Consider the following 18493-nt stretch of genomic DNA (forward strand, 5'->3'; position numbering starts at 1 on the left):
GATGGCAAGTTGATGAGTCAACAGGTGTTTAAGTACCTATGCAGAGAGCATCTTTGGGTTGTTCAGGATGCCGTGGACTCAGGCGCAGGGGTCGGGTTGTTGATAGTCGCAACGCGCCATTCAATTACACAACCTTCGTGTTTTGTGTAGGCACGGTGGAAGGCTACCTCTCCTTCAATAGCTCGTGGCGCAGGGCGTCGTTAAGCGAAGTGAAGCGGAACCTGTGCCCCGCCTTTTGCAGCGCTGCTGCCTCTACTCTCTGATTCGCGAGAGCCAACTCCGCAGCACCGCGTTTGCCCAGCAGTACTGCAGGCCCCAGTGAAGGAATCGGAACCGCCGTCGGGCGGTGCAAGACCTCTCCCAATACCCTCGTGAACTCCGCATTATTCACTCCGAAAGCCAGTGGCACCACCGCATTGACAGGTCCGGCAAGGCCGGAATCTGCCAACGACCGGTGATAGATGTCCAACAGGTCGTCCAAAGCAATCCACGGGAACCACTGCTCGCCCGACCCCAATCTGCCTCCAAGCCCGGTGAACACCACGCCCGCTAGTAGCGGCAAGAGACCGCCGCCACCAGCAAGCACGAGACCAGTGCGGACGTTTACGACCCGCTTGCCTGCATCGCGAGCGGGATCCCATGCATTTTCCCAATCGCGCACAATAGCCGAGAGACTGTCCGCGGCGGCGCTGCCGTCGTAACGCTGCGCTTCCGCGCCAGGGCCAGCGTCCTCGGTGAGCACCTCTGGGCCACGATCCGCACCGTAGAACCCCACCGCCGACGCTCCAACCGCGACCTTCACGCTGTCAGTAGATGCAACGAGCTTTGCCAGAGCTCGCGTTGGTTCGACACGGGAATGGCGAACCTTTCGAAGATGCGCCTCCGTGAAGCGCCCCGCAATCGGTGCGCCGGCCAGATGGATGACCGCGTCGACTCCCTCCAGCAAGTCAGCTGCGGGTGCCGCAGTATCCCAATATCGCTTGTCCACACCCGTCTGTTCACGTGAGCGCACCAGCAAAATCACCTCATGTCCGGCCGTGGTCAGTAGCGCGCGCAGCTGCGTTCCGACGGTCCCCGTAGCTCCACTGATCGCCACTGTCAGCGGCTCCGGCACATGCCCCAAATACTCCGAAAGCCTATCGACGGCCGCAAGGTCGCCAGCAACCTTCGTAGCACGGTAGGCGAACATCGAATCCAACCCGGGTACCGGAACCTTGGTGTCAACGGTGTCCTCTAAAACCGTGCCAGCGCTGCCGTCGCCAAGCGGAGTATCGGAGAGAACGTGGGTGTGCTTCCACCCCGTGATGCGGCGAAAGGGCTCGCTGGTGACTTCGTCAATGAATCTCTGGCCGGGGAGGAAACCGGCCGGGTCGTGACGTGCAATCCATTTGAGGCCAGCCGGCATGGAGAATACGGTCGTGCCGTCGGCGAGGTTGGCGGATTCGGATTTCGGTGACATCGGGAGAAGCCCCGGTGTTAGGCGGGTGACAGCGCCTGGGCGGGAGAACCACTCGGCGACGCAACGGCGAGGAAATGCGATGGTGTGGCGATAGGTGGGAATAGTTAGTCACTCTCTGAAACTTGTCCGACGTTAAGGAAAAATAGTAGACCCCGAAGTCTTTCAGCGAAGTGAGACTACGGGGTCTTATGCGTAAGGTGCTCTCACACCTTCGAGTTCAGAAAGAACTAGTCACGATCAGTGTTGGCCATTGCCAGCACGTCGAGGCGCTTGTCCAGCTCTTCCTCGGTCAGCTTCTCGCCGTCGACGAAGCCCATGTCGATAACAGTCTGACGGATGGTCTTACCTTCCTTCAGAGCAGTCTTAGCGACCTTAGCTGCGTTCTCGTAGCCGATGGCGGAGTTCAGCGGGGTCACAATCGACGGGGAGGACTCAGCCAGAGTCTTCATACGCTCAACGTTCGGCTCGATGCCGTCCACCAGCTTCTCGGCGAAGACGCGTGCGGTGTTCGCCAGCAGCTTAGCGGACTCCAGCACGTTACGTGCCATGACCGGGATGAAGACGTTCAGCTCGAATGCGCCGTTAGCGCCAGCAAACTCAACAGCGGTGTCGTTGCCCAGAACCTGCGCTGCGACCTGGGTGGCAGTCTCGCACAGAACCGGGTTGACCTTACCCGGCATGATGGAGGAACCCGGCTGCAGATCCGGCAGGTGAATCTCAGCAAGGCCGGTCAGCGGGCCGGAGCCCATCCAGCGAATGTCGTTAGCGATCTTGTTCAGGGAGACTGCGACGGTGCGCATAGCGCCGGAGAATTCGACCAGGGCATCGCGGTTAGCCTGAGCCTCGAAGTGGTTCTGAGCCTCGCGCAGCTCCTTGATGCCGGTCAGTTCGACGAGCTCAGCGGTGACCTTGGCACCGAAGTCCGCCGGGGTGTTCAGGCCGGTGCCAACAGCGGTACCACCGATTGGCAGCTCGCCCAGACGCGGCAGGGTGGCCTCGATGCGCTCAATGCCAGCCTCAATCTGGCGAGCGTAACCCGAGAACTCCTGACCCAGGGTCACCGGGACAGCGTCCATCAGGTGAGTGCGGCCGGACTTAACAACGGTCTCCCATTCCTTGGCCTTCTTAGCCAGGGACTCCTGCAGAACCTTCAGTCCCGGGACGAGGTCCTTGACAGCTGCCTCGGTTGCTGCGACGTGAGTGGCAGTCGGGAAGGTGTCGTTGGAAGACTGACCCATGTTGACGTGGTCATTCGGGTGAACCTCAACGCCGTTGGCCTTTGCGATGGACGTAATGACTTCGTTGGTGTTCATGTTGGAAGAAGTGCCCGAACCGGTCTGGAAGACGTCAATCGGGAACTCAGCATCGTGCTTGCCTTCGGCAATTTCCTTGGCAGCGGCGACGATGGCATCTGCCTGCTCAGCAGACAGCAGGCCGCGCTCCTTGTTGACGATGGCGCAAGCTGCCTTCAGCAGACCCATAGCGCGAATCTGTGCAGACTCCAGCGGACGGCCGGAAATCGGGAAGTTCTCAACTGCACGCTGAGTCTGTGCGCGCCACAGGGCGTTAACCGGAACCTTAACCTCGCCCATGGTGTCGTGCTCGATGCGGAACTGCTGCTCTGTCATTCGTTGCCTCTTTCAGTTAGGGGAACTTGAGTGCGCGCAGAACGACCCCTCATTGCGCATGCAATTTTCATGCGATGCAGAACCGTTAGCGCATTCGTCTTCAAGTATGAATCAGTTTGTTAAAAAAGTGGTGCCCTGAGGGCACCACTAAAGGGGTAGTTACTTACAGATCGATGTCAGGCATCTCGCCCTTGCCGTAGTCGATGCTGGCGTACTTGCGCAGCTTCTCCAGGGAGTGGAAAGCCTCGATGCGACGAATGGTGCCGGACTTGGAGCGCATAACCAGCGAGCGGGTCCACGCGCCGTTACCGCGGTAAGCGACACCGCGCAGCATGTCACCGTTGGTGACACCAGTGGCAACGAAGTAGCAGTTGTCGGATGCGACCAGGTCATCGGTGGTCAGAACACGAGAAAGATCGTGCCCAGCGTCGAGAGCCTTCTTAATTTCGGCCTCATCGCGCGGGTGCAGTTTGCCCTGGATTTCGCCGCCCATACACTTCATGGCGCATGCGGTGATGACACCTTCTGGGGTGCCGCCGACGCCCATCATGATATCGACCGAGTTCGTGTTCTGAGCTGCGGCAACAGCGCCAGCAACGTCACCATCGCCAATCAGTCGAACCTTGGCGCCAGCTTCGCGGATGTCACGAATCATGTCAGCGTGGCGCGGGCGATCCAGCACGACAACAGTGACATCTTCCGGACGCAGCCCCTTGGCCTTAGCAACGACCTTGATGTTGTGCTCAACTGGAGCCTCGATGTCAATCTTGCCGGCAGCCTCCGGGCCAACAGCAATCTTATCCATGTAGAACACAGCCGACGGGTCGTACATGGAGCCGCGGTCTGCAGCAGCAAGAACAGCGATAGAGTTCGGGCGGCCCTCTGCCATCAGAGTCGTGCCGTCAATCGGGTCAACCGCGATGTCAACGGCCGGGCCTTGGCCGTTGCCGACCTTTTCGCCGTTGAACAGCATCGGGGCTTCGTCCTTTTCGCCCTCGCCAATAACAACGACACCGTTCATAGCCACGGTGTTGATGAGCTGACGCATGGCATCGACGGCAGCGCCGTCGCCCTTTTCCTTCTGACCACGACCGACCCACTGACCAGCTGCCAGTGCAGCGGACTCAGTAACTCGGACGAGCTCCATCGCAAGGTTGCGATCTGGTGCTTCAGGATTCGAGGCGTTCATTGACTTCTGGCCCTTCCGTGGTTTTTGAGAACTCTTTTGAGGTTTGAGAATGTGCTGGGAGACGCCACGCCAGGAAACTGGGGTTTAGCGTTGCAACAATTTCTATTGATTGATGTTTGGCGCATCAGTTTTAGCGCCTTTGCATCTGTTACTAGTGTTCCACCTTTTTGGTGTTCGGGGGTGGACGCAGCGCCAAAGTGGGGGGAGTTTCAGGGCTAAACCCCCACATCACGCGGTTATCAAAAGTTTGTTCCGGCGTCAGTTCGCTTGACGACGTCGACAGCGTCCGTCATCAAGTATTGCTAGCTGCAGCTGTGCGGGTGCGAATGATGACTAGGTTCGTTGCGGGGCCTTTGGCATACTTGAGCGCGTGGCGAATGAGAAACCTAGGATTTTGCAGGACAGTCGAGACATGATTCTCACCCTCGTGGTGATGTTTCTTGCGGTGGCTGTCACCATTGGCTTTACCGGCCTGTGCAGTTTTAACCCCGGGAAGCCGGAAAACGGTCCGGTGCACGAAGTCGATGCTGCCCCATTCGTGAACGTGGAGGCTCGGCGCGTGGACTATCCAGTTCGCCTGCCGAAGGTGCCTGAGGGCTGGACTTCAAACTCGACCCGCGCGGGTATGGCGGCGGGGAAGCAGACGACCATTATTGGCTATGTCACCGCTAGCGGAGCATTCATTCAGGTCACGCAAACAGATGCGGAAGCAGGTCAGCTGCCGGATGATGGTAAGAACCGTCTCCGGGACGGTACTACTGACGTGGAAGGTACAACCTGGACTAAGTATGAGCCGGCTGAGGACAACGTGCGTCGCGTATGGGTTGGGGACCTCGGTGACTCCCGCGCAATTATCGAGGGCACTGCCAACGACGAGGAGTTCACACAGTTGGCGGCGGCTATGCAGAAGGCCGAGCCAATCGATCCGGACGCGACAATGCCGGATTCGTCACAGCCGCAGCCGACTGCGTCCGAGATGCCGTCGGCACCAGCAAAGTAGGCCGAGTCGAGCACTCACCTGGAGTGGTAATCCCGACTAGAGCCATAAAATAGCTGAACTCAGCTATCAGCGAAGAGACGAGAAACGATATGAACCGACGATCGTTTCTCGTCTCTTTTTAGTCCTCATCGCCCACATTCTCGGCAGAAGCCGAGACATCCTGATTCTTGCTGGCCAAGGCGGCTTCAACCTTTGCCCGGGCGCCAGCCAAATGCTCCTCGCAGCGGCGGGCCAGCGCCTCGCCTCGCTCCCACAGCGCCAGGGATTCATCCAGGCTCATCTGTCCGAGTTCTAGGAGCTTGACGGTCTCGACCAGCGCATCTCGAGCCTGCTCGTAGCTCAGGTTCTCCACCGGTACCTGTTCCTCCGAAGAGGGAGCCTGACCCGCGCCGAAAACATTGTCATTCATTAGCGAATACGTCCTTCACATTTAGTAGTTAAAGCTTCAAGGTTGGAAAAGTCATTGCTTACTAATTCGCCGGCTTCGTAGCTAGCGTCGCTGCAGAGATGGAGCCGTCACTGACGCGAATTCGCAGTTGGGAACCCATCGGAGCATCTGCAATAGAGGTCACAATCTGTGGTTCCGGCTGAGTAGCCGATTGTGCCTGCACGATGGCATAGCCGCGAGCGAGTGTGGCAGAGGGGCCAAGTGCTGAAACCTTGCCGCGCAATCCCGATACCACTGCCTCCTCGCGTTCCAGACTGCGGTGGATGAGAAAACGCAGCCGATCCACTTGCGCCGTGACAAACTCTTCACGCACGCGGATGGGAGTGAGCGGATCGCGCAGTACCGGCCGCGACGTTAAATCCCTCAGAGTAGCTACTTCACGGTCAACCCATCGCCGCAGGGATGCCGAGGAGCGCTCACGCAGCTGTGCAATTAGGCGTCGTTCCTCAGCAGCATCGGGCACTGTTTTCTTTGCTGCATCCGTCGGTGTGGCAGCACGTAAATCAGCGACGTAATCCAACAGCGGAGTATCCGGCTCGTGTCCAATCGCAGAAACCACCGGTGTTGTCGCCTTACTCACCGCACGAATCAGCGCCTCATCTGAAAAGGGCAGCAAATCTTCGACGCTGCCACCGCCACGGGCGACGATGATGACATCGACCTCCGGGTCGGCGTCGAGCTGTGCCAGCGCCTCAATAATCTCCGGAACAGCCTTGGCTCCCTGCACAATTGTGTTGATTATCCGGAAATCCGCCTCAGGCCAGCGGGCACCCGCGACCGAAAGCACATCGCGTTCAGCTGCCGAACCGCGACCGGTAATCAACCCGATCTTGTTGGGGAGGTAGGGCAGAGGGCGTTTCAGCCGTGGATCAAAAAGGGCTTCCGCCGCTAGCGCTTGGCGCAGCTGTTCCAGCCGTGCCAATAGTTGCCCCAACCCCACGGGCCTCCACTCCGTAGCCCACAGGGAAAACTGCCCCCGCCCGGCATAAAACGCAGGCTTGCCCAAAACCACTACGCGGTCGCCGTTGCGCAACGGATTATTACGCAGTGCCGCAGTAGAACAAGTCACCGACACCGAAAACTCCGCGGAGGTGTCACGCAGAGTGATGTAGGAGAGCTTCCAACTCGGCTTGGAGTTGACCTGGGCGATTTCCCCCTCGACCCAAATCTGTCCAAGGCGCTCAATATAGTCCTTGACTAACTGGTTCAGGCGCCGAACCTGAACCGGTTTCTCGGCCGACGTTTCCAATTTCGACATACATCAACACTTACACGATGGGGCGGATCGCCCTGCTAATAAACGCAGGTTGCCCACAGGCTAAATTTGCCTGTGGGCAACTGTGACGGTAAAAGTGCAAGCCCGAGTTACTTGCGGTAACGAGACCTGCTATCGCGGCCGGTTATCCGCTCCTGGCGAGGGCGCTGCTGTCGCGGTGGCCACTCCTCGGTGCGGCGGTGGTTGCCCACTTGGCGTGCGGGGCTCTGTTGAGACTTTTCGGACGGAGACTCCGGCGAGGACTGTTCTCCCCACATCCGTGCCGTTCCTTCAGTTTGACGACGGGGAAACTCTGGCGTTGGCCGCTGCGGTGCGTTTGGCCTTTCAATCGGACGACGAGGCTGCTGTCTAGTCGAGTTCGGCGAAGTGGAATCCTGAGTGAACTGCGCCTGCCCCGGATGCGAGCGAGACTGCCAACGGGAGGTTGGCTGCTGAGCCCGCTGTGCGAAATTCGAGCGCTGCTGGGCACGCTCCCCAGAACGGTCAACTGGTCGCTTACGCAGTTGCTCGGCGTTGCGCGATGCCGAGTTGGCGTTCGCTGCAGGTCGGGCACCAGAACGAGAAGTCTCCTGCCGAGAGCGTGCAGCTTGCTGGCGCGCCTGGCGGCGAGCTTCGGCATCTCGGATAATGTCCGCAGCGGGACGTCGTGAAGCAGGACGTTCCTGGGTGCGAGAGGCGACCCGGCGATCAGATTCGGCGAGACGACGGCGAACCTGAGAGCTGGATTCGACAGCGGCTTCGTCACGGTGCTGGCGTTGTTTAGCGACCTTGCGCTGGGTGTTGAGGGATTTCTCCTGGGTGCGGGTGATTTCGAGGTAACGCCACACTGCGATGATGACACAGATAATCATCAAGACCAGCAGCCACGGGAACTGCTGGATGATGGGATATGCCGAGGTCACCAGGCGAGCGCGTTTAGAGGTTGTCGCGGTCGCGCCACCATTTTCAGGATCGGCGAGAGAACCGGTAAACCACGCTGTGAAAAAGGTGACAAGCGCGAACAAAATGGGGATTTGAGCGACGGTAACTACCAGACCGCGAGGAACCACCAACAGTGTTCCGGCCACAGCAGCCACGGCAAAAGCAATGAAGTAGGGCTTGCCAATCGAACCGTTGGGAACAGAAAAGAGCAAACCAATAACGCCAGCTAGAAGCATCAGCAACGGCGGCACAAACATTGGCACGCGTGGAAGCAGGGGTTTGTTTCCACTGCCTTTACGGGTTATTGCTGATCTGTTCGACACGAATGCGTATCCTACCGGTTATTAGTGATAATACGGGCAAGCCCGGTATGTGGGCTCGCCCGTGTCTTAAAATTTCGCCTTACTTCTTTTTCTTAGAGAAAGACCCGGAGACCACTTCAGAGACTTTATGGAAGGCCTTGGTCATCGTTCCCTCTTCCTGCTTGGTCGGACCAGCATCGGGGGAAACCTTACCGGCGGTGCGAGCATCTGCCTTCACGGCGCTCTCTGCAGAGCTGTCGGAGTCGTCACTGCCCAGGCGGAACGAAGCCAGTCGGTCGCGCATCGCACGGCCGGCAGCTTCAATTTGAATACCCGAGATCGATCCGGCGTCCGTGGCGAACTCGATGTCCTTTGCGGTCTTGTCGCCCGTACGCAAATCTGTGAGGTCGCCGAGGTAGCGGAACCAGACCGCGACGACTGCGGTGACTGGCACCGCCAGGAAGGCGCCGATGATGCCGAAGATACCGCCACCGAGCAGAACGACCAGCAGGACGATTGCGGCGTGCAAGTCCATAGCCTTGGCCTGCAGGATTGGGGAGAGGATGTTGCCCTCGATTTGCTGGACAGCAATGATGATGAGCAATACGAGGATTGCTGTAGTCAGGCCGTTGGCGACGAGTGCGACTACCACTGCAATGAAGCCGGCGGTGAACGCACCGACAATAGGAATGAAGCCAGCGAAGAAAGTCACCACGGCCAGAACCATTGCCAGCGGCACATTCAAAATTGCAAGACCGGCACCGATGAAGACCGCGTCGATAAGCGAAACGATAGCCTGCGTGCGGATGTAGCCCGACAGCGTGTTCCAGGAGCGGGTGAGCACCTCGGTGAGGTGCCAGCCGAGACGACGTCCGGTCAGGCGGCGGAGCCATGGCAGGAAGTCCTGGCCGTCCTTGATGAAGAAGAACGTCAGAACCAACATTGCCATCAAGGTTACGGCGGCCGAGGAGACCACCGAGATGCCTTGGAAGACTGTGTTGGCGATATCGCCGGAGCGCTCCTGAAGCCATGTGGACCCCTGGTCCAGAGCATCGAGAATCTGCTCATCCTTGACGTTAAATGGCGGGGCCTGAATGATGTTCTGGACTTCCTGAATGCCGTCGGTGAACTGGCGACGCAATTCTGGGAACTGCGACTGCACAGTCGGGGCGAGGAACGCGACAACGCCGCCAAGCACCGCCACCGCGCCTAGGATGACCGTCAGTGCGGCGAGTGCGCGGGGCCAGCGGTGTTTCATCAGGAACACGGCGGGCGGGGCCAGCACCGTGGAGACAATCAGGGCCAACAAAATCGGCAGAACGCCAGCCCAAATCTTTCCCAGAATCATAGCGCTGACGTACAGCGCCGCTGCTGTGATGAGGAAGCGCAGACACCAACCTGCGAACCACCGGGCGCCCTCGCCGATGACGTCGGCGCGGTCGATGGACTCGGAGTCGTTTTCGCTCATAAGCTCATCGAGGTTTTCAGCATCTTCCGGCAAATCCGGTTGCGTTGCCGCTGACTTATGGGCGTCGGAGGGTATAGACAGAGACTGTTCTATACGCAGAGGCTCCGATCCCATTACGTGATCGATAGCGTCTTTTTCGGACTGCGCAGTCCGCTCTTCGCCTTCATTGGGTTTATTGCTCACATATTCATTATGGGGGTTCGCAGGGGATAGGGGGCAACTTCACGAAGCTAGGGCGAGTTCAAATCTGTCTCCCCAAGCCCGTAAGATGGGCAATGTGAGTCTTACACTTGGAATCGTCGGTCTGCCCAATGTCGGAAAGTCAACCCTGTTTAACGCCTTGACACGCAACGATGTGCTGGCTGCGAATTATCCGTTCGCCACCATCGAGCCGAACGTCGGCGTTGTGGAGCTTCCCGATCCACGTTTGAATAAGCTCGCCGAAATTTACGGCTCCGAGCGTATTCTTCCGGCTACGGTGTCGTTTGTGGACATCGCCGGCATCGTCAAGGGTGCATCGGAGGGCGAAGGTCTTGGTAACAAGTTCCTCGCCAACATCCGCGAGGCTGACGCTATCTGTCAGGTCGTCCGTGTCTTCAATGATGATGACGTTGTGCATGTCGACGGCAAGGTTGACCCGGCCTCTGACATCGGTGTGATTGAAACCGAGCTTATCCTGGCTGATATCCAGACTATTGAGAAGGCGCTGCCGCGTCTGGAAAAGGAAGCCAAGAAGGATAAGGAAAAGGCCGGTGAGGTTGAAGCCGTCAAGCAGGCTCTCGCTGTGCTGGAAGAGGGACGCACTCTCTTCGCAGCTTCCGATGACGTGAAGCTCTCCGCTCTGCGCGAGCTGCACTTGCTCACCGCAAAGCCGTTCCTCTACGTCTTCAACGCTGATGAGGAAGTGCTTGCCGACGAGAACCGCCGCGCGGATCTGGCCGCTGCTGTGGAACCGGCGGACTGTGTGTTCCTCGACGCCAAGGCTGAGTCGGACCTTCTGGAGCTGGATGAGGAATCCCGCAATGAGCTCCTGGCTGAAATTGGCCAGACCGAGCCGGGTCTGCATTCGCTTGCTCGCGCTGGTTTCCGCACTCTTGGTCTGCAGACTTACCTGACCGCTGGCCCGAAGGAGTCTCGCGCCTGGACCATTCCGAAGGGTGCTACGGCTCCGCAGGCTGCCGGCGTGATTCACACTGATTTTGAGCGCGGTTTCATTAAGGCTGAAATTGTGTCCTTCAACGACTTGGTCGAGGCCGGTTCGATTGCCGAGGCGAAGGCCAAGGGCAAGGTCCGCCAGGAGGGCAAGGACTACATCATGCACGACGGTGACGTGGTCGAGTTCAAGTTCAACGTGTAGGTTAGCCGAATAAGAAGCTCTGACAGATGGTGGGGTAATCCTGCTCTGACATCTTATTCCAGCTTCGATGCGCTGGGATTAGGACTGGTCACGTGTGAGAAGGTTTCGTGTACAACTAGTGACATGAACTTTTTATTGCTCGGTGGTACCGGTTTCCTTGGAGGACACATTGCGGCGGCAGCAATCGACCGAGGACATCAAGTTACTTGCCTCGCGCGGGGTAACGGGAAGGTTCCCAACGGAGCCGAATTTGTGAGTTCAGACCGTGACCGTGACGGTGCGTACGATGAGGTTGCGGGGAAAACTTGGGACACCATTGTGGATCTGACGAGTCAGCCGAAGCATGCGCGGGATGCGGCGACGAAACTCCAGGCCAAGCATCGTATATTTGTGTCTTCGAGCAGCGTATATGAGGACCAAGGAAGTATTTCTTCCGAGTCTGATTCCGTAGTCACTCCGCTTGAAATTGACTACATGGAGAACATGGGGCAGTACCCGGCCGCAAAGTCTGCTTGCGAAACGATTTATCGCAACATAAATAGGTCGGTAATGGTAGTTCGACCCGGTCTGATCGCCGGCTACGGCGACGAAACAGGGCGCAGTGGTTACTATCCGTGGCGCTTCGCGCATCCCACGGGTGAGAACGTGATCGTCCCAGACCCGGCGTTTCCCGTCGCTATGATTGATGTGAAAGACCTTGCAGACTGGATAGTTGAGTCTGCAGAAGTTGGAACTTTCGGAACCTTTAACGCCACGGGGTTTGCTACTTCCTTGTCCGATGTGTTCAAGATTTCGCGTGAGTTAACCGCATCGGAGGCTACGGAGCGACCTTGCTCTGATGAACTGCTTCTCGCTAATGATGTAACCCCGTGGATGGGCCCAAAATCGTTGCCGTTGTGGGTACCAGGTGAACAGTTTCGCAACATCGCGCTACTCGATTGCGCCACAGCCTACGAAGCTGGCCTGCAGATTCGCCCGTTGAAAGAAACATTGGCGGATGCGCTGCGATTCGAAGAAGAACAGCAGGGGGAAAGACTCGCTGGGCTCAGCGATGAAGAGGAAGTCGTGCTTCGCCAGCGGTTAGAAGATGGTATTTAGTTTCGGCAGGAACAGTTTTAGTTGCAGTCGGGACCGTACTAAGTTGGTTTTCGTTCCGCGACTGACTGTGAGAATGAGTCCGAATCTGACTTGAGGGGAACTTCGGCGGTGCTAGCTCTTCATGACGCGGAACGATCTAGCCTGCGGAGGCTGCCTTTCCGAGCAGGAAACGCCTTGCGGCACACTTTTCGGCTTCTCGAATCGCTTGCAACTGAGTGAGGTAGCCTTCTTTCGCCACTCCGTGGAGTTCCGTTTCAATAACTAGTGAGATTCGTTGATGATTCTCGTCGAGTGTTGAGTCAGGACTAGTGCCCGGCGCTTTTGCCAGGGACCTACCCGCGTAGTTGTACATCGTCCGTCGTGCGCCGCTCCGCGGTGGGGAGGAGCCCGATGGGGCGCGGGACTATGCCCATGGAGACGTAGGTCGTGTCCGCCTCGGGGTGATGCGCCGCTAGTTCGGCTCGCTTCCACGACAGAACGAGGAGCCGGCGCAACGATCGACGTGGACGACGGCTCCGCCCAAGGGGACTGCTGCACGATCAGGCAACAACTTCAAATTCGTGCCACTAGGCGCCCCCGAACTGTATAGAGTGACGCCTACCGGGAGGGAGATTCGAGTGTCGGAAAGCGGACCAGAGAAGAGACTGAAGTTCTTCGGCCTCAGCGACTACGGAACCTTCTGGCAGGCCGACCGCCTCCTAGAGCTCGTCCGTGAATTCGATGCTACTCGTGGCGATCAAGGCATAAACGACATCGTTGAGTTGCATCATCTCGCGTTGTTCCTAGAACACAAAGTTCTCCCGAAGGACCTGGCCGAAGCAGAGCGAGACGCGCCTCTGGCGCACGTCTCCGAGATCCGGGAAGTCATCGGCAGGTTTTTCGGCAAAGTGACTGACGCCACCTTCTCAACGCTCGTTCAGGACGTTGACTTTCAGTACCGCACAGACGTCCTCGATCTCCTCGGAAAGAACAAGGTCTTCGAGCGCTGCACTGACTCGATCGTGCTTGCTGCACTTCAAGAGCAGAGTTTCCACCCGCACGATCTGCTCTCATGCCAGACACTCGTGCGTGCCTACGACCAGGAGATTCGGGCCCTGCTACTCGATGAGCCGCGCAATGCTGAGCTGCTTGCGCGGAAGTTCCTCCAGTCCGAGGGGCGGGATCCAATCCATCTTCCGAAGAGCTTTACTCCCGCGGATCAGCGTGGCCTGTTTGACCGATATCTCGATGAGGAAGAGCCCAACCTCAACTTCGTCAAGCTGATCGCATCCGCACGAGCTGACAAGAACACCGGCGTCGATGCACGACTGAAGCTAAAGGCTCGTCGCAAGGCAGATGCGCTCACGAAGAAGATGTTCGAGTCCACGGAGGGGATCAAGACCGGCTGCGAAGTGGGCATCTCGGCCGATCAGGTCGAAGAGGTCGTCCAGTCTTTGGACGGCATGGTTGGCAAGTACTCCTACAGTCGAACCTGGCTCACGGAGAACCTCGACTACCCGACTATCCTGAATAACTTTGTTCACCTGTTCCAGTTCGCCAACGACCACATGCTCCTGGAACTTCCTTCCTACGGAGCGCAACTTGGCGTCTTCGAGCGGTTCATGGGTACGCCGGGCAAGGGCGACTACCGGACGGGGGCGGTGTTCAGGCTCAAGGATCAGGCGTCCTTGCTCCAGACCTTGATGTACGAGCGCTTCCTCAGCTCCGAAGGTATAGAGCTCGAGTCGGTCATCGCTTGGTTCTTCACGGACTACCTTGAGCAGGAGTTCGGTGCCAAGGGGCTGAAGTACCGCGCCTCCAGCCCGACCGCTACCTACCTTGAGAAGAGCCGCCATCTGTTCTCAGAGATGGAGAGCGTCCTCAAGCAGTTCACGCTGCATGTCGACTACGGCGAGGTTGACCCGGAGCTGCTGACAATCACATCGGAGCAGCTTTCCTACGGCGACATCCCGAGTCAGGTTGTGGATAAGTACGCCTACGTTGCCAACAACGCGGACATCCAAGGAATTCAGCACCTGCTCTTCTCGGACCAATCCGGATTGGTGCACATCAGCAGCGATCTGGAGGCAGAGAGCTTCCTCCACTTGGTCATCGCCAATGACATCGCCTACGACCAGTTCCACGAGTACCAACAGCGCAACATCGACTTCCTGGTCGAGAAGGGCATCCTGACCGGAGATCGTGACCGAATTGCGTTTGCAAGCGCGCCACAATTGCATGTGCTCAAGGAACTCTGGGAGTACGAGGTGACGAGCTGTCTCCATCATTCGGCGGCCGGCCAGAAAGCCATTGACGAGATGGTGAGCGCCGGATGGCTGGTGCATCGATCAACGCTGCTCAGCGCCGCGGAGGTCAGCTACTTCAACTACTTCCTTAACGATAAGGAGTTCAGCAACGGACCTAGCCTGCGCAACCGCTACCTCCATGGATCACAGGCAGACGGTGACGACGACCGCGTTCACCGCCACACGTATCTAACAGCGCTCCGCCTACTCGTTGCGCTGGTCATCAAGATCAACGATGACTTCTGCCTGACGGATAACGCCGTGCTCGCGAAGGAATAGGGGCCGACCGCTGGCATGGTCGAGCCCTCTTCAGATCCCTAGTATGTGGCGTCTCAGCCGGGTTCCCTGCCGGCGTGATGGCGCGGTACCTCCTTCGTGGCGTCCTGCAGGCTGACCCACGTCGAAGGTGAGCCTGTGTCCCCTGATCAGTAGCGAGCACTGACCGTGGGGAGGGGGAGCACGTGAACCCCGTGTTCAGATGTACCTATGTGCCGGAACTCGGTGGAGTTTAGATTCAACGTGTGATCGACGGCCGATTATCGGGCACGCTGGACTTCAGTTCATCTGTGGTCGAGCGGCCCAGGCGTTGACATTGCATTGCTGCTCGGTGTGGTCGCCCGCAGCCACGACTGTTCCGTCGGCGCGCAGCCCGAGCGAGTGTCTCGCTCCGGCTGCGATCGCTGTGATGCCGGTCCATGACTGGACATCGCACTGGCCGAACTGGTTGTCGCCCGTTCCGAAGACCCTTCCGGTCTGGCTCAGCGCGAGCGTATGGACGGAGCCGGCCGCTACTGAGGTGATGCTTCTCCACGATGACACCTCGCACTGGCCTCTGCTGTCGTCGCTGACGGCGACGACGGTGCCGTCTTCGTGTAAGCCGACGGTGTGCAGGGTAGCCGGCAGAGACCCCGGACAGGTGTGTCCACCGGGCGACGTCGGTCTGCCCTCGCTGATTGTTGCCAGTTGCGAGGGCTGTGCCGTCGCGTCGAACTGCGATTGTGTGCCAGTCGCCGCATCCGATCTCAGTTGACCATGATCTCGCTGTAGATTGTCCTACGTGGGGGCATGTGGTGGAGTAAAGATTTTCGACCTGACATCTGGTCGCAAGACAGGAAGGAGCCCGGACCGGGAGCACGATGCCTAATGATCCTCTCAACCTCGACAAGGCCGGCGAGTGGGCTGGCGTGTGGTGGCTGCCGGAAGCCCCTAGCGAGAAGGTCCCGGGTGTCCTACGGTACGACCCGGAAGATGGTCTCTCTCTGTCGCTGATCGGCACCTTCGAGGATCGGATCTTGACGACGGACTCGTCTGGATGGACTGCTGTTCACGAAGGAACCCGCACCTGGGAAGTCATGCACGGTGTGGCCGAGCTCAGGGAGATCACACTGCTCGGCTGTGTTCCTAGGAGCACCAGAAGGACCATGGGTGCGCGAGTGGCGAGCCCTGATAAGCAGACCGTGACCGCGACGGTCGCCATCATCGGCGCGCATGTCAGCGGTGACGCGGATCCGGCGTTCGCTGGGGCAGAAGTCTCAGTCGAGGATCTGAGTCTCTGGGCGGCGTCTTCTGTGTTCGAAGGATCCCTCGGGGCTCCCGACGGCAAGATCGACGGGACCGGGCGTATCTCGGTGAAGCCGGTCGAGGCGCAATCGGTCGTGGTCGACGACACTGAGTATCGCCTTCAGCACACGCACACGCTTCCATTCTTCGACCAGCGCAAGGGAGGAAGCGTCGGACGTATGCGGGACACGGTGTCCATCTGCGTCGTGCCAGCCGAACCATTCTCTCTGAGTGTTGCTCTGCAGGAGGCGAGCCTGGTGCAGGACCTGATCTCCCTGGCGACGCATCGCGCGGCCGGAGTGATCTGGCTCCGACTGGAAGTTGCCGGGACCGAGTCGCACTTCCCTGATGGCCGCCCGCTGCCGCGCCGACGTGCCGATGTGCTCTACTCACCGGCCGCGCTTGGAAAACACGACGCGAAAGCCGTCGATCACCACCGAATGTTCTTCACCTGCGGCTCGATCCCATTTGAGGAGGTCATGCCCCGATGGTGCGAGGCCCATGGCCGCCTGGAGGCAGCGACAAACATGATCTTGGGCTTGTGCTACGCACCGGCCCGTTTTGTTGAGAACAATCTTCTGACGGCAGTCGGTGCTGCCGAGGTGTTGCACCGCAACCTCCGCATCGACGAGAAACCGTTCCCCAACGTGGAGTTCAGGGCGATGCGAGAGGCGATGCTGGCGCAGGTACCCGATGAGCACCGAAACAGGTTCAAGGGGGCGATCCGCAACGACCCGACCCTCCGTGATCGGCTCCATGCCCTCGCCGCGCGACCCGATCAGGAAGCGATCGCACAGCTCTTACCGGATGTCGACCCTTGGGCGAAGTGGACGACGCGCGCCCGCAATGACCTCGCGCACGAGGGCAGAACGTCCAACCATTCCATCGAGGAGCTGATCGCCGTCGTCGAGGTGACGACCGCGGTCGTAATCCTCAACCTCTTGCACGAGCTCGGGTTGCCGGCGGAGCGGCAGCGAGAGATCGTGCGGGAGCACCCGCAACTGAGGGCTACGTTCCGTACCGCTGCCGAATGGCTGGTTCCCTCACCAACCCCTTAGGTGCACTGCGATAGCCGTTACTTCGGAACCTCCGTGACGCTGCTGCCCGGTCGTTTAGTGCGAGACGCGTGTAAGCCTGCTCTATCGCTCGTTCGTTGAGTGCGTCATGGCGGGCGGGCGAGACGACCGGCTGTAAGTGGTGGCAGCGCGTCAGTGCCGCCTGGTGCGGCGGTGAGACGGGAGAATGTCGTCGGCCCTTAAGAACGCGGTGGAGTTCCGCTTCAATGTCAAAGCTCCATGTCGACGTGCTGCCGAGCCCGTTACCCCCGGAAGCATGTCTGAGACCGTCGTGACGCCCGAGACGCTTGCCCTACGCAAGATTCTCGTTGCGCGTCTTGACAAGTTCCAGGTGCTCCTCGATCGGTACGGCGCGACCAACCCGAAGTTGTTCGGGTCCGTCGCGCGCGGCACCGCGTCTGCAGGATCGGACATCGACATCCTCGTCGGGATGGACCCTGCGGAGGGACGTCTCCTGATGCGTGCGTCTGGTCTGCTCGAGGAGAGTCGCGCTCTGTTCGGGCGCGATGGCATCGACGTGTTTCCTGCCCAGTTGCTCAGGCACCCGGTATCCGCTTCGACGCTCGCCGAGGCGGTGCCGCTGTGAGTCGCAGTCCGGCGAAGCCGTGAACCATCTTCCCGATGAGATCACCGGCGCGCACCCTGAGATCGTCTGGCCTCAGATTCGGGATTTCCGCAACATCCTGGTGCACCAGTATTTCGGCGTCGACATCGACGTGGTCCGCGATATCGTCGATACTCATCTGCCTCCTCTTGCCTAGGCGCTGCGGTGCCACATCTCTGCTAACTGACGGCGCGGCTCCAAAGGTTATTCGGCTACGGAACGTGGTCGAGTTTAAGTTCAATGTTAGCTAAGGGCCTTATTAAAAGCGTTTGGCAACACGCGCTCCTATTTACCTTCGTATCTCGCGAGACGCTGACGTGGATGGCCTCACCATCGACCGGCAGCGTCAGGACTGTGAAGCCATTGCAAAGCAGCGTGGCTTGGACGTTGGACATAGGACATAACTACGTCGATCAGTCCATTTCCGCGTCAAAGAAGAATGTGGCTCGCCCCGACTACGACGCCATGGTGGCATCCTTTGAACGCGGCGAAATCGACGCGATCATCTGCTGGGACCTCGAACTACCCGCCCCACGTCGGTGGGTAGTCCGATCAGTCGGACAAAACTACTCCCGCACCACAGCGTAATAAGGGGTGCACCTTAAAAACATCCGGAGGTGGGGGTAACTCCCCCTCGTTGCCCAGAGACAAAATACGCCAGTGGCGTCTGTACGACGAGCCGAAGGTAGGACAAATTCCAATCCAGAGAGGTCTTGCACTGTTGCGGTGCGGTTGTCTTCTTTCTCACCGTATTGGACCCTGCGAAATTAATTGGATACGATAGGCCCATGTTGATTTCAGGTTCCGTTTTCATGCGGCCGC

The 18493-nt window shown here is 58.8% G+C and carries 16 protein-coding genes and 1 pseudogene; 8 read left to right on the forward strand and 9 right to left on the reverse strand.

What is annotated here, in order from left to right:
* Positions 1 to 163: 163 nt before the first annotated feature.
* The 3 genes from CHU70_RS00445 to glpX all read right to left on the reverse strand — a co-directional run bounded on the left by CHU70_RS00445 (position 164) and on the right by glpX (position 4276).
* Positions 164 to 1459, reverse strand: a complete 1296-nt coding sequence (locus CHU70_RS00445) for a TIGR01777 family oxidoreductase (protein ID WP_224783732.1) — start codon at positions 1457 to 1459, stop codon at positions 164 to 166.
* Positions 1460 to 1686: 227 nt separating this feature from the next.
* Positions 1687 to 3087 carry a class II fumarate hydratase gene (locus tag CHU70_RS00450; RefSeq protein WP_147719339.1) on the reverse strand — a complete coding sequence of 467 codons (1401 nt, stop codon included), beginning with the start codon at positions 3085 to 3087 and terminating at the stop codon, positions 1687 to 1689.
* A 163-nt stretch (positions 3088 to 3250) separates the two neighbouring features.
* Complete coding sequence (gene glpX / locus CHU70_RS00455; RefSeq protein ID WP_005510610.1) at positions 3251 to 4276, reverse strand: class II fructose-bisphosphatase; 1026 nt, start codon at positions 4274 to 4276, stop codon at positions 3251 to 3253.
* A gap of 370 nt (positions 4277 to 4646) precedes the next feature.
* Between glpX and CHU70_RS00460 the strand changes: the two genes are divergently transcribed.
* Positions 4647 to 5276, forward strand: a complete 630-nt coding sequence (locus CHU70_RS00460; RefSeq protein ID WP_005510716.1) for a DUF4245 domain-containing protein — start codon at positions 4647 to 4649, stop codon at positions 5274 to 5276.
* Positions 5277 to 5394: 118 nt separating this feature from the next.
* Here CHU70_RS00460 and CHU70_RS00465 read toward each other — a convergent pair whose 3' ends face one another.
* From CHU70_RS00465 to CHU70_RS00480, 4 genes are all read right to left on the reverse strand, one after another.
* Entirely contained in the window at positions 5395 to 5685 is a 291-nt protein-coding gene (locus CHU70_RS00465; protein ID WP_005510689.1) for an exodeoxyribonuclease VII small subunit, read from the reverse strand.
* A gap of 61 nt (positions 5686 to 5746) precedes the next feature.
* Positions 5747 to 6982: an exodeoxyribonuclease VII large subunit gene (xseA, locus tag CHU70_RS00470; protein ID WP_070862745.1), complete on the reverse strand. Its 1236-nt coding sequence runs from the start codon at positions 6980 to 6982 to the stop codon at positions 5747 to 5749.
* 107 nt (positions 6983 to 7089) lie between these two features.
* Complete coding sequence (locus CHU70_RS00475) at positions 7090 to 8244, reverse strand: DUF6542 domain-containing protein (protein WP_049181634.1); 1155 nt, start codon at positions 8242 to 8244, stop codon at positions 7090 to 7092.
* A gap of 79 nt (positions 8245 to 8323) precedes the next feature.
* Positions 8324 to 9874: an AI-2E family transporter gene (locus CHU70_RS00480; protein ID WP_070605729.1), complete on the reverse strand. Its 1551-nt coding sequence runs from the start codon at positions 9872 to 9874 to the stop codon at positions 8324 to 8326.
* A 94-nt stretch (positions 9875 to 9968) separates the two neighbouring features.
* Between CHU70_RS00480 and ychF the strand changes: the two genes are divergently transcribed.
* The 3 genes from ychF to CHU70_RS00495 all read left to right on the forward strand — a co-directional run bounded on the left by ychF (position 9969) and on the right by CHU70_RS00495 (position 14710).
* Positions 9969 to 11048, forward strand: coding sequence for a redox-regulated ATPase YchF (ychF, locus tag CHU70_RS00485; RefSeq protein WP_147719340.1), 1080 nt, complete (start codon positions 9969 to 9971; stop codon positions 11046 to 11048).
* 123 nt (positions 11049 to 11171) lie between these two features.
* Positions 11172 to 12146, forward strand: a complete 975-nt coding sequence (locus CHU70_RS00490) for an NAD-dependent epimerase/dehydratase family protein (protein ID WP_070605728.1) — start codon at positions 11172 to 11174, stop codon at positions 12144 to 12146.
* Between the two features lie 617 nt (positions 12147 to 12763).
* Positions 12764 to 14710, forward strand: a complete 1947-nt coding sequence (locus CHU70_RS00495; RefSeq protein WP_016423165.1) for a hypothetical protein — start codon at positions 12764 to 12766, stop codon at positions 14708 to 14710.
* A gap of 276 nt (positions 14711 to 14986) precedes the next feature.
* Here the strand turns inward: CHU70_RS00495 and CHU70_RS11475 are convergent, their stop codons facing one another.
* Together CHU70_RS11475 and CHU70_RS11480 are read right to left on the reverse strand one after the other, a co-directional pair.
* Positions 14987 to 15250 carry a hypothetical protein gene (locus tag CHU70_RS11475; RefSeq protein WP_197737674.1) on the reverse strand — a complete coding sequence of 88 codons (264 nt, stop codon included), beginning with the start codon at positions 15248 to 15250 and terminating at the stop codon, positions 14987 to 14989.
* 160 nt (positions 15251 to 15410) lie between these two features.
* Positions 15411 to 15566: pseudogene (locus CHU70_RS11480) on the reverse strand (hypothetical protein); the annotation flags it as partial.
* Position 15567: 1 nt separating this feature from the next.
* Between CHU70_RS11480 and CHU70_RS00505 the strand changes: the two are divergent.
* The 4 genes from CHU70_RS00505 (at position 15568) to CHU70_RS00520 (ending at position 18259) form a co-directional block, all read left to right on the forward strand.
* On the forward strand, positions 15568 to 17049 hold the full coding sequence (locus CHU70_RS00505; RefSeq protein ID WP_016423163.1) for a HEPN domain-containing protein: 1482 nt from the start codon (positions 15568 to 15570) through the stop codon (positions 17047 to 17049).
* Between the two features lie 274 nt (positions 17050 to 17323).
* A complete protein-coding gene (locus tag CHU70_RS00510) occupies positions 17324 to 17653 on the forward strand; it encodes a nucleotidyltransferase family protein (protein WP_042389445.1) in 330 nt (109 codons plus the stop codon).
* Positions 17574 to 17828: a DUF86 domain-containing protein gene (locus CHU70_RS11435; RefSeq protein WP_081636726.1), complete on the forward strand. Its 255-nt coding sequence runs from the start codon at positions 17574 to 17576 to the stop codon at positions 17826 to 17828. Before CHU70_RS00510 ends, CHU70_RS11435 begins: the two co-directional genes overlap by 80 nt.
* A gap of 197 nt (positions 17829 to 18025) precedes the next feature.
* Entirely contained in the window at positions 18026 to 18259 is a 234-nt protein-coding gene (locus CHU70_RS00520) for a recombinase family protein (RefSeq protein WP_224784272.1), read from the forward strand.
* The last annotated feature ends 234 nt before the right edge of the window (positions 18260 to 18493 follow it).

Source organism: Corynebacterium sp. LK10, assembly GCF_008042455.1.
Lineage (GTDB): Bacteria > Actinomycetota > Actinomycetes > Mycobacteriales > Mycobacteriaceae > Corynebacterium > Corynebacterium jeikeium_D.

Coding starts and splice junctions, on each gene's coding strand:
- CHU70_RS00445 (WP_224783732.1), bottom strand. CDS start 1,459: ATGTCACCGAAATCCGAATCCGCCAACCTCGCCGACGGCACGACCGTA.
- CHU70_RS00450 (WP_147719339.1), bottom strand. CDS start 3,087: ATGACAGAGCAGCAGTTCCGCATCGAGCACGACACCATGGGCGAGGTT.
- glpX (WP_005510610.1), bottom strand. CDS start 4,276: ATGAACGCCTCGAATCCTGAAGCACCAGATCGCAACCTTGCGATGGAG.
- CHU70_RS00465 (WP_005510689.1), bottom strand. CDS start 5,685: ATGAATGACAATGTTTTCGGCGCGGGTCAGGCTCCCTCTTCGGAGGAA.
- xseA (WP_070862745.1), bottom strand. CDS start 6,982: ATGTCGAAATTGGAAACGTCGGCCGAGAAACCGGTTCAGGTTCGGCGC.
- CHU70_RS00490 (WP_070605728.1), top strand. CDS start 11,172: ATGAACTTTTTATTGCTCGGTGGTACCGGTTTCCTTGGAGGACACATT.
- CHU70_RS00505 (WP_016423163.1), top strand. CDS start 15,568: ATGCCTAATGATCCTCTCAACCTCGACAAGGCCGGCGAGTGGGCTGGC.
- CHU70_RS00510 (WP_042389445.1), top strand. CDS start 17,324: ATGTCTGAGACCGTCGTGACGCCCGAGACGCTTGCCCTACGCAAGATT.
- CHU70_RS11435 (WP_081636726.1), top strand. CDS start 17,574: ATGGCATCGACGTGTTTCCTGCCCAGTTGCTCAGGCACCCGGTATCCG.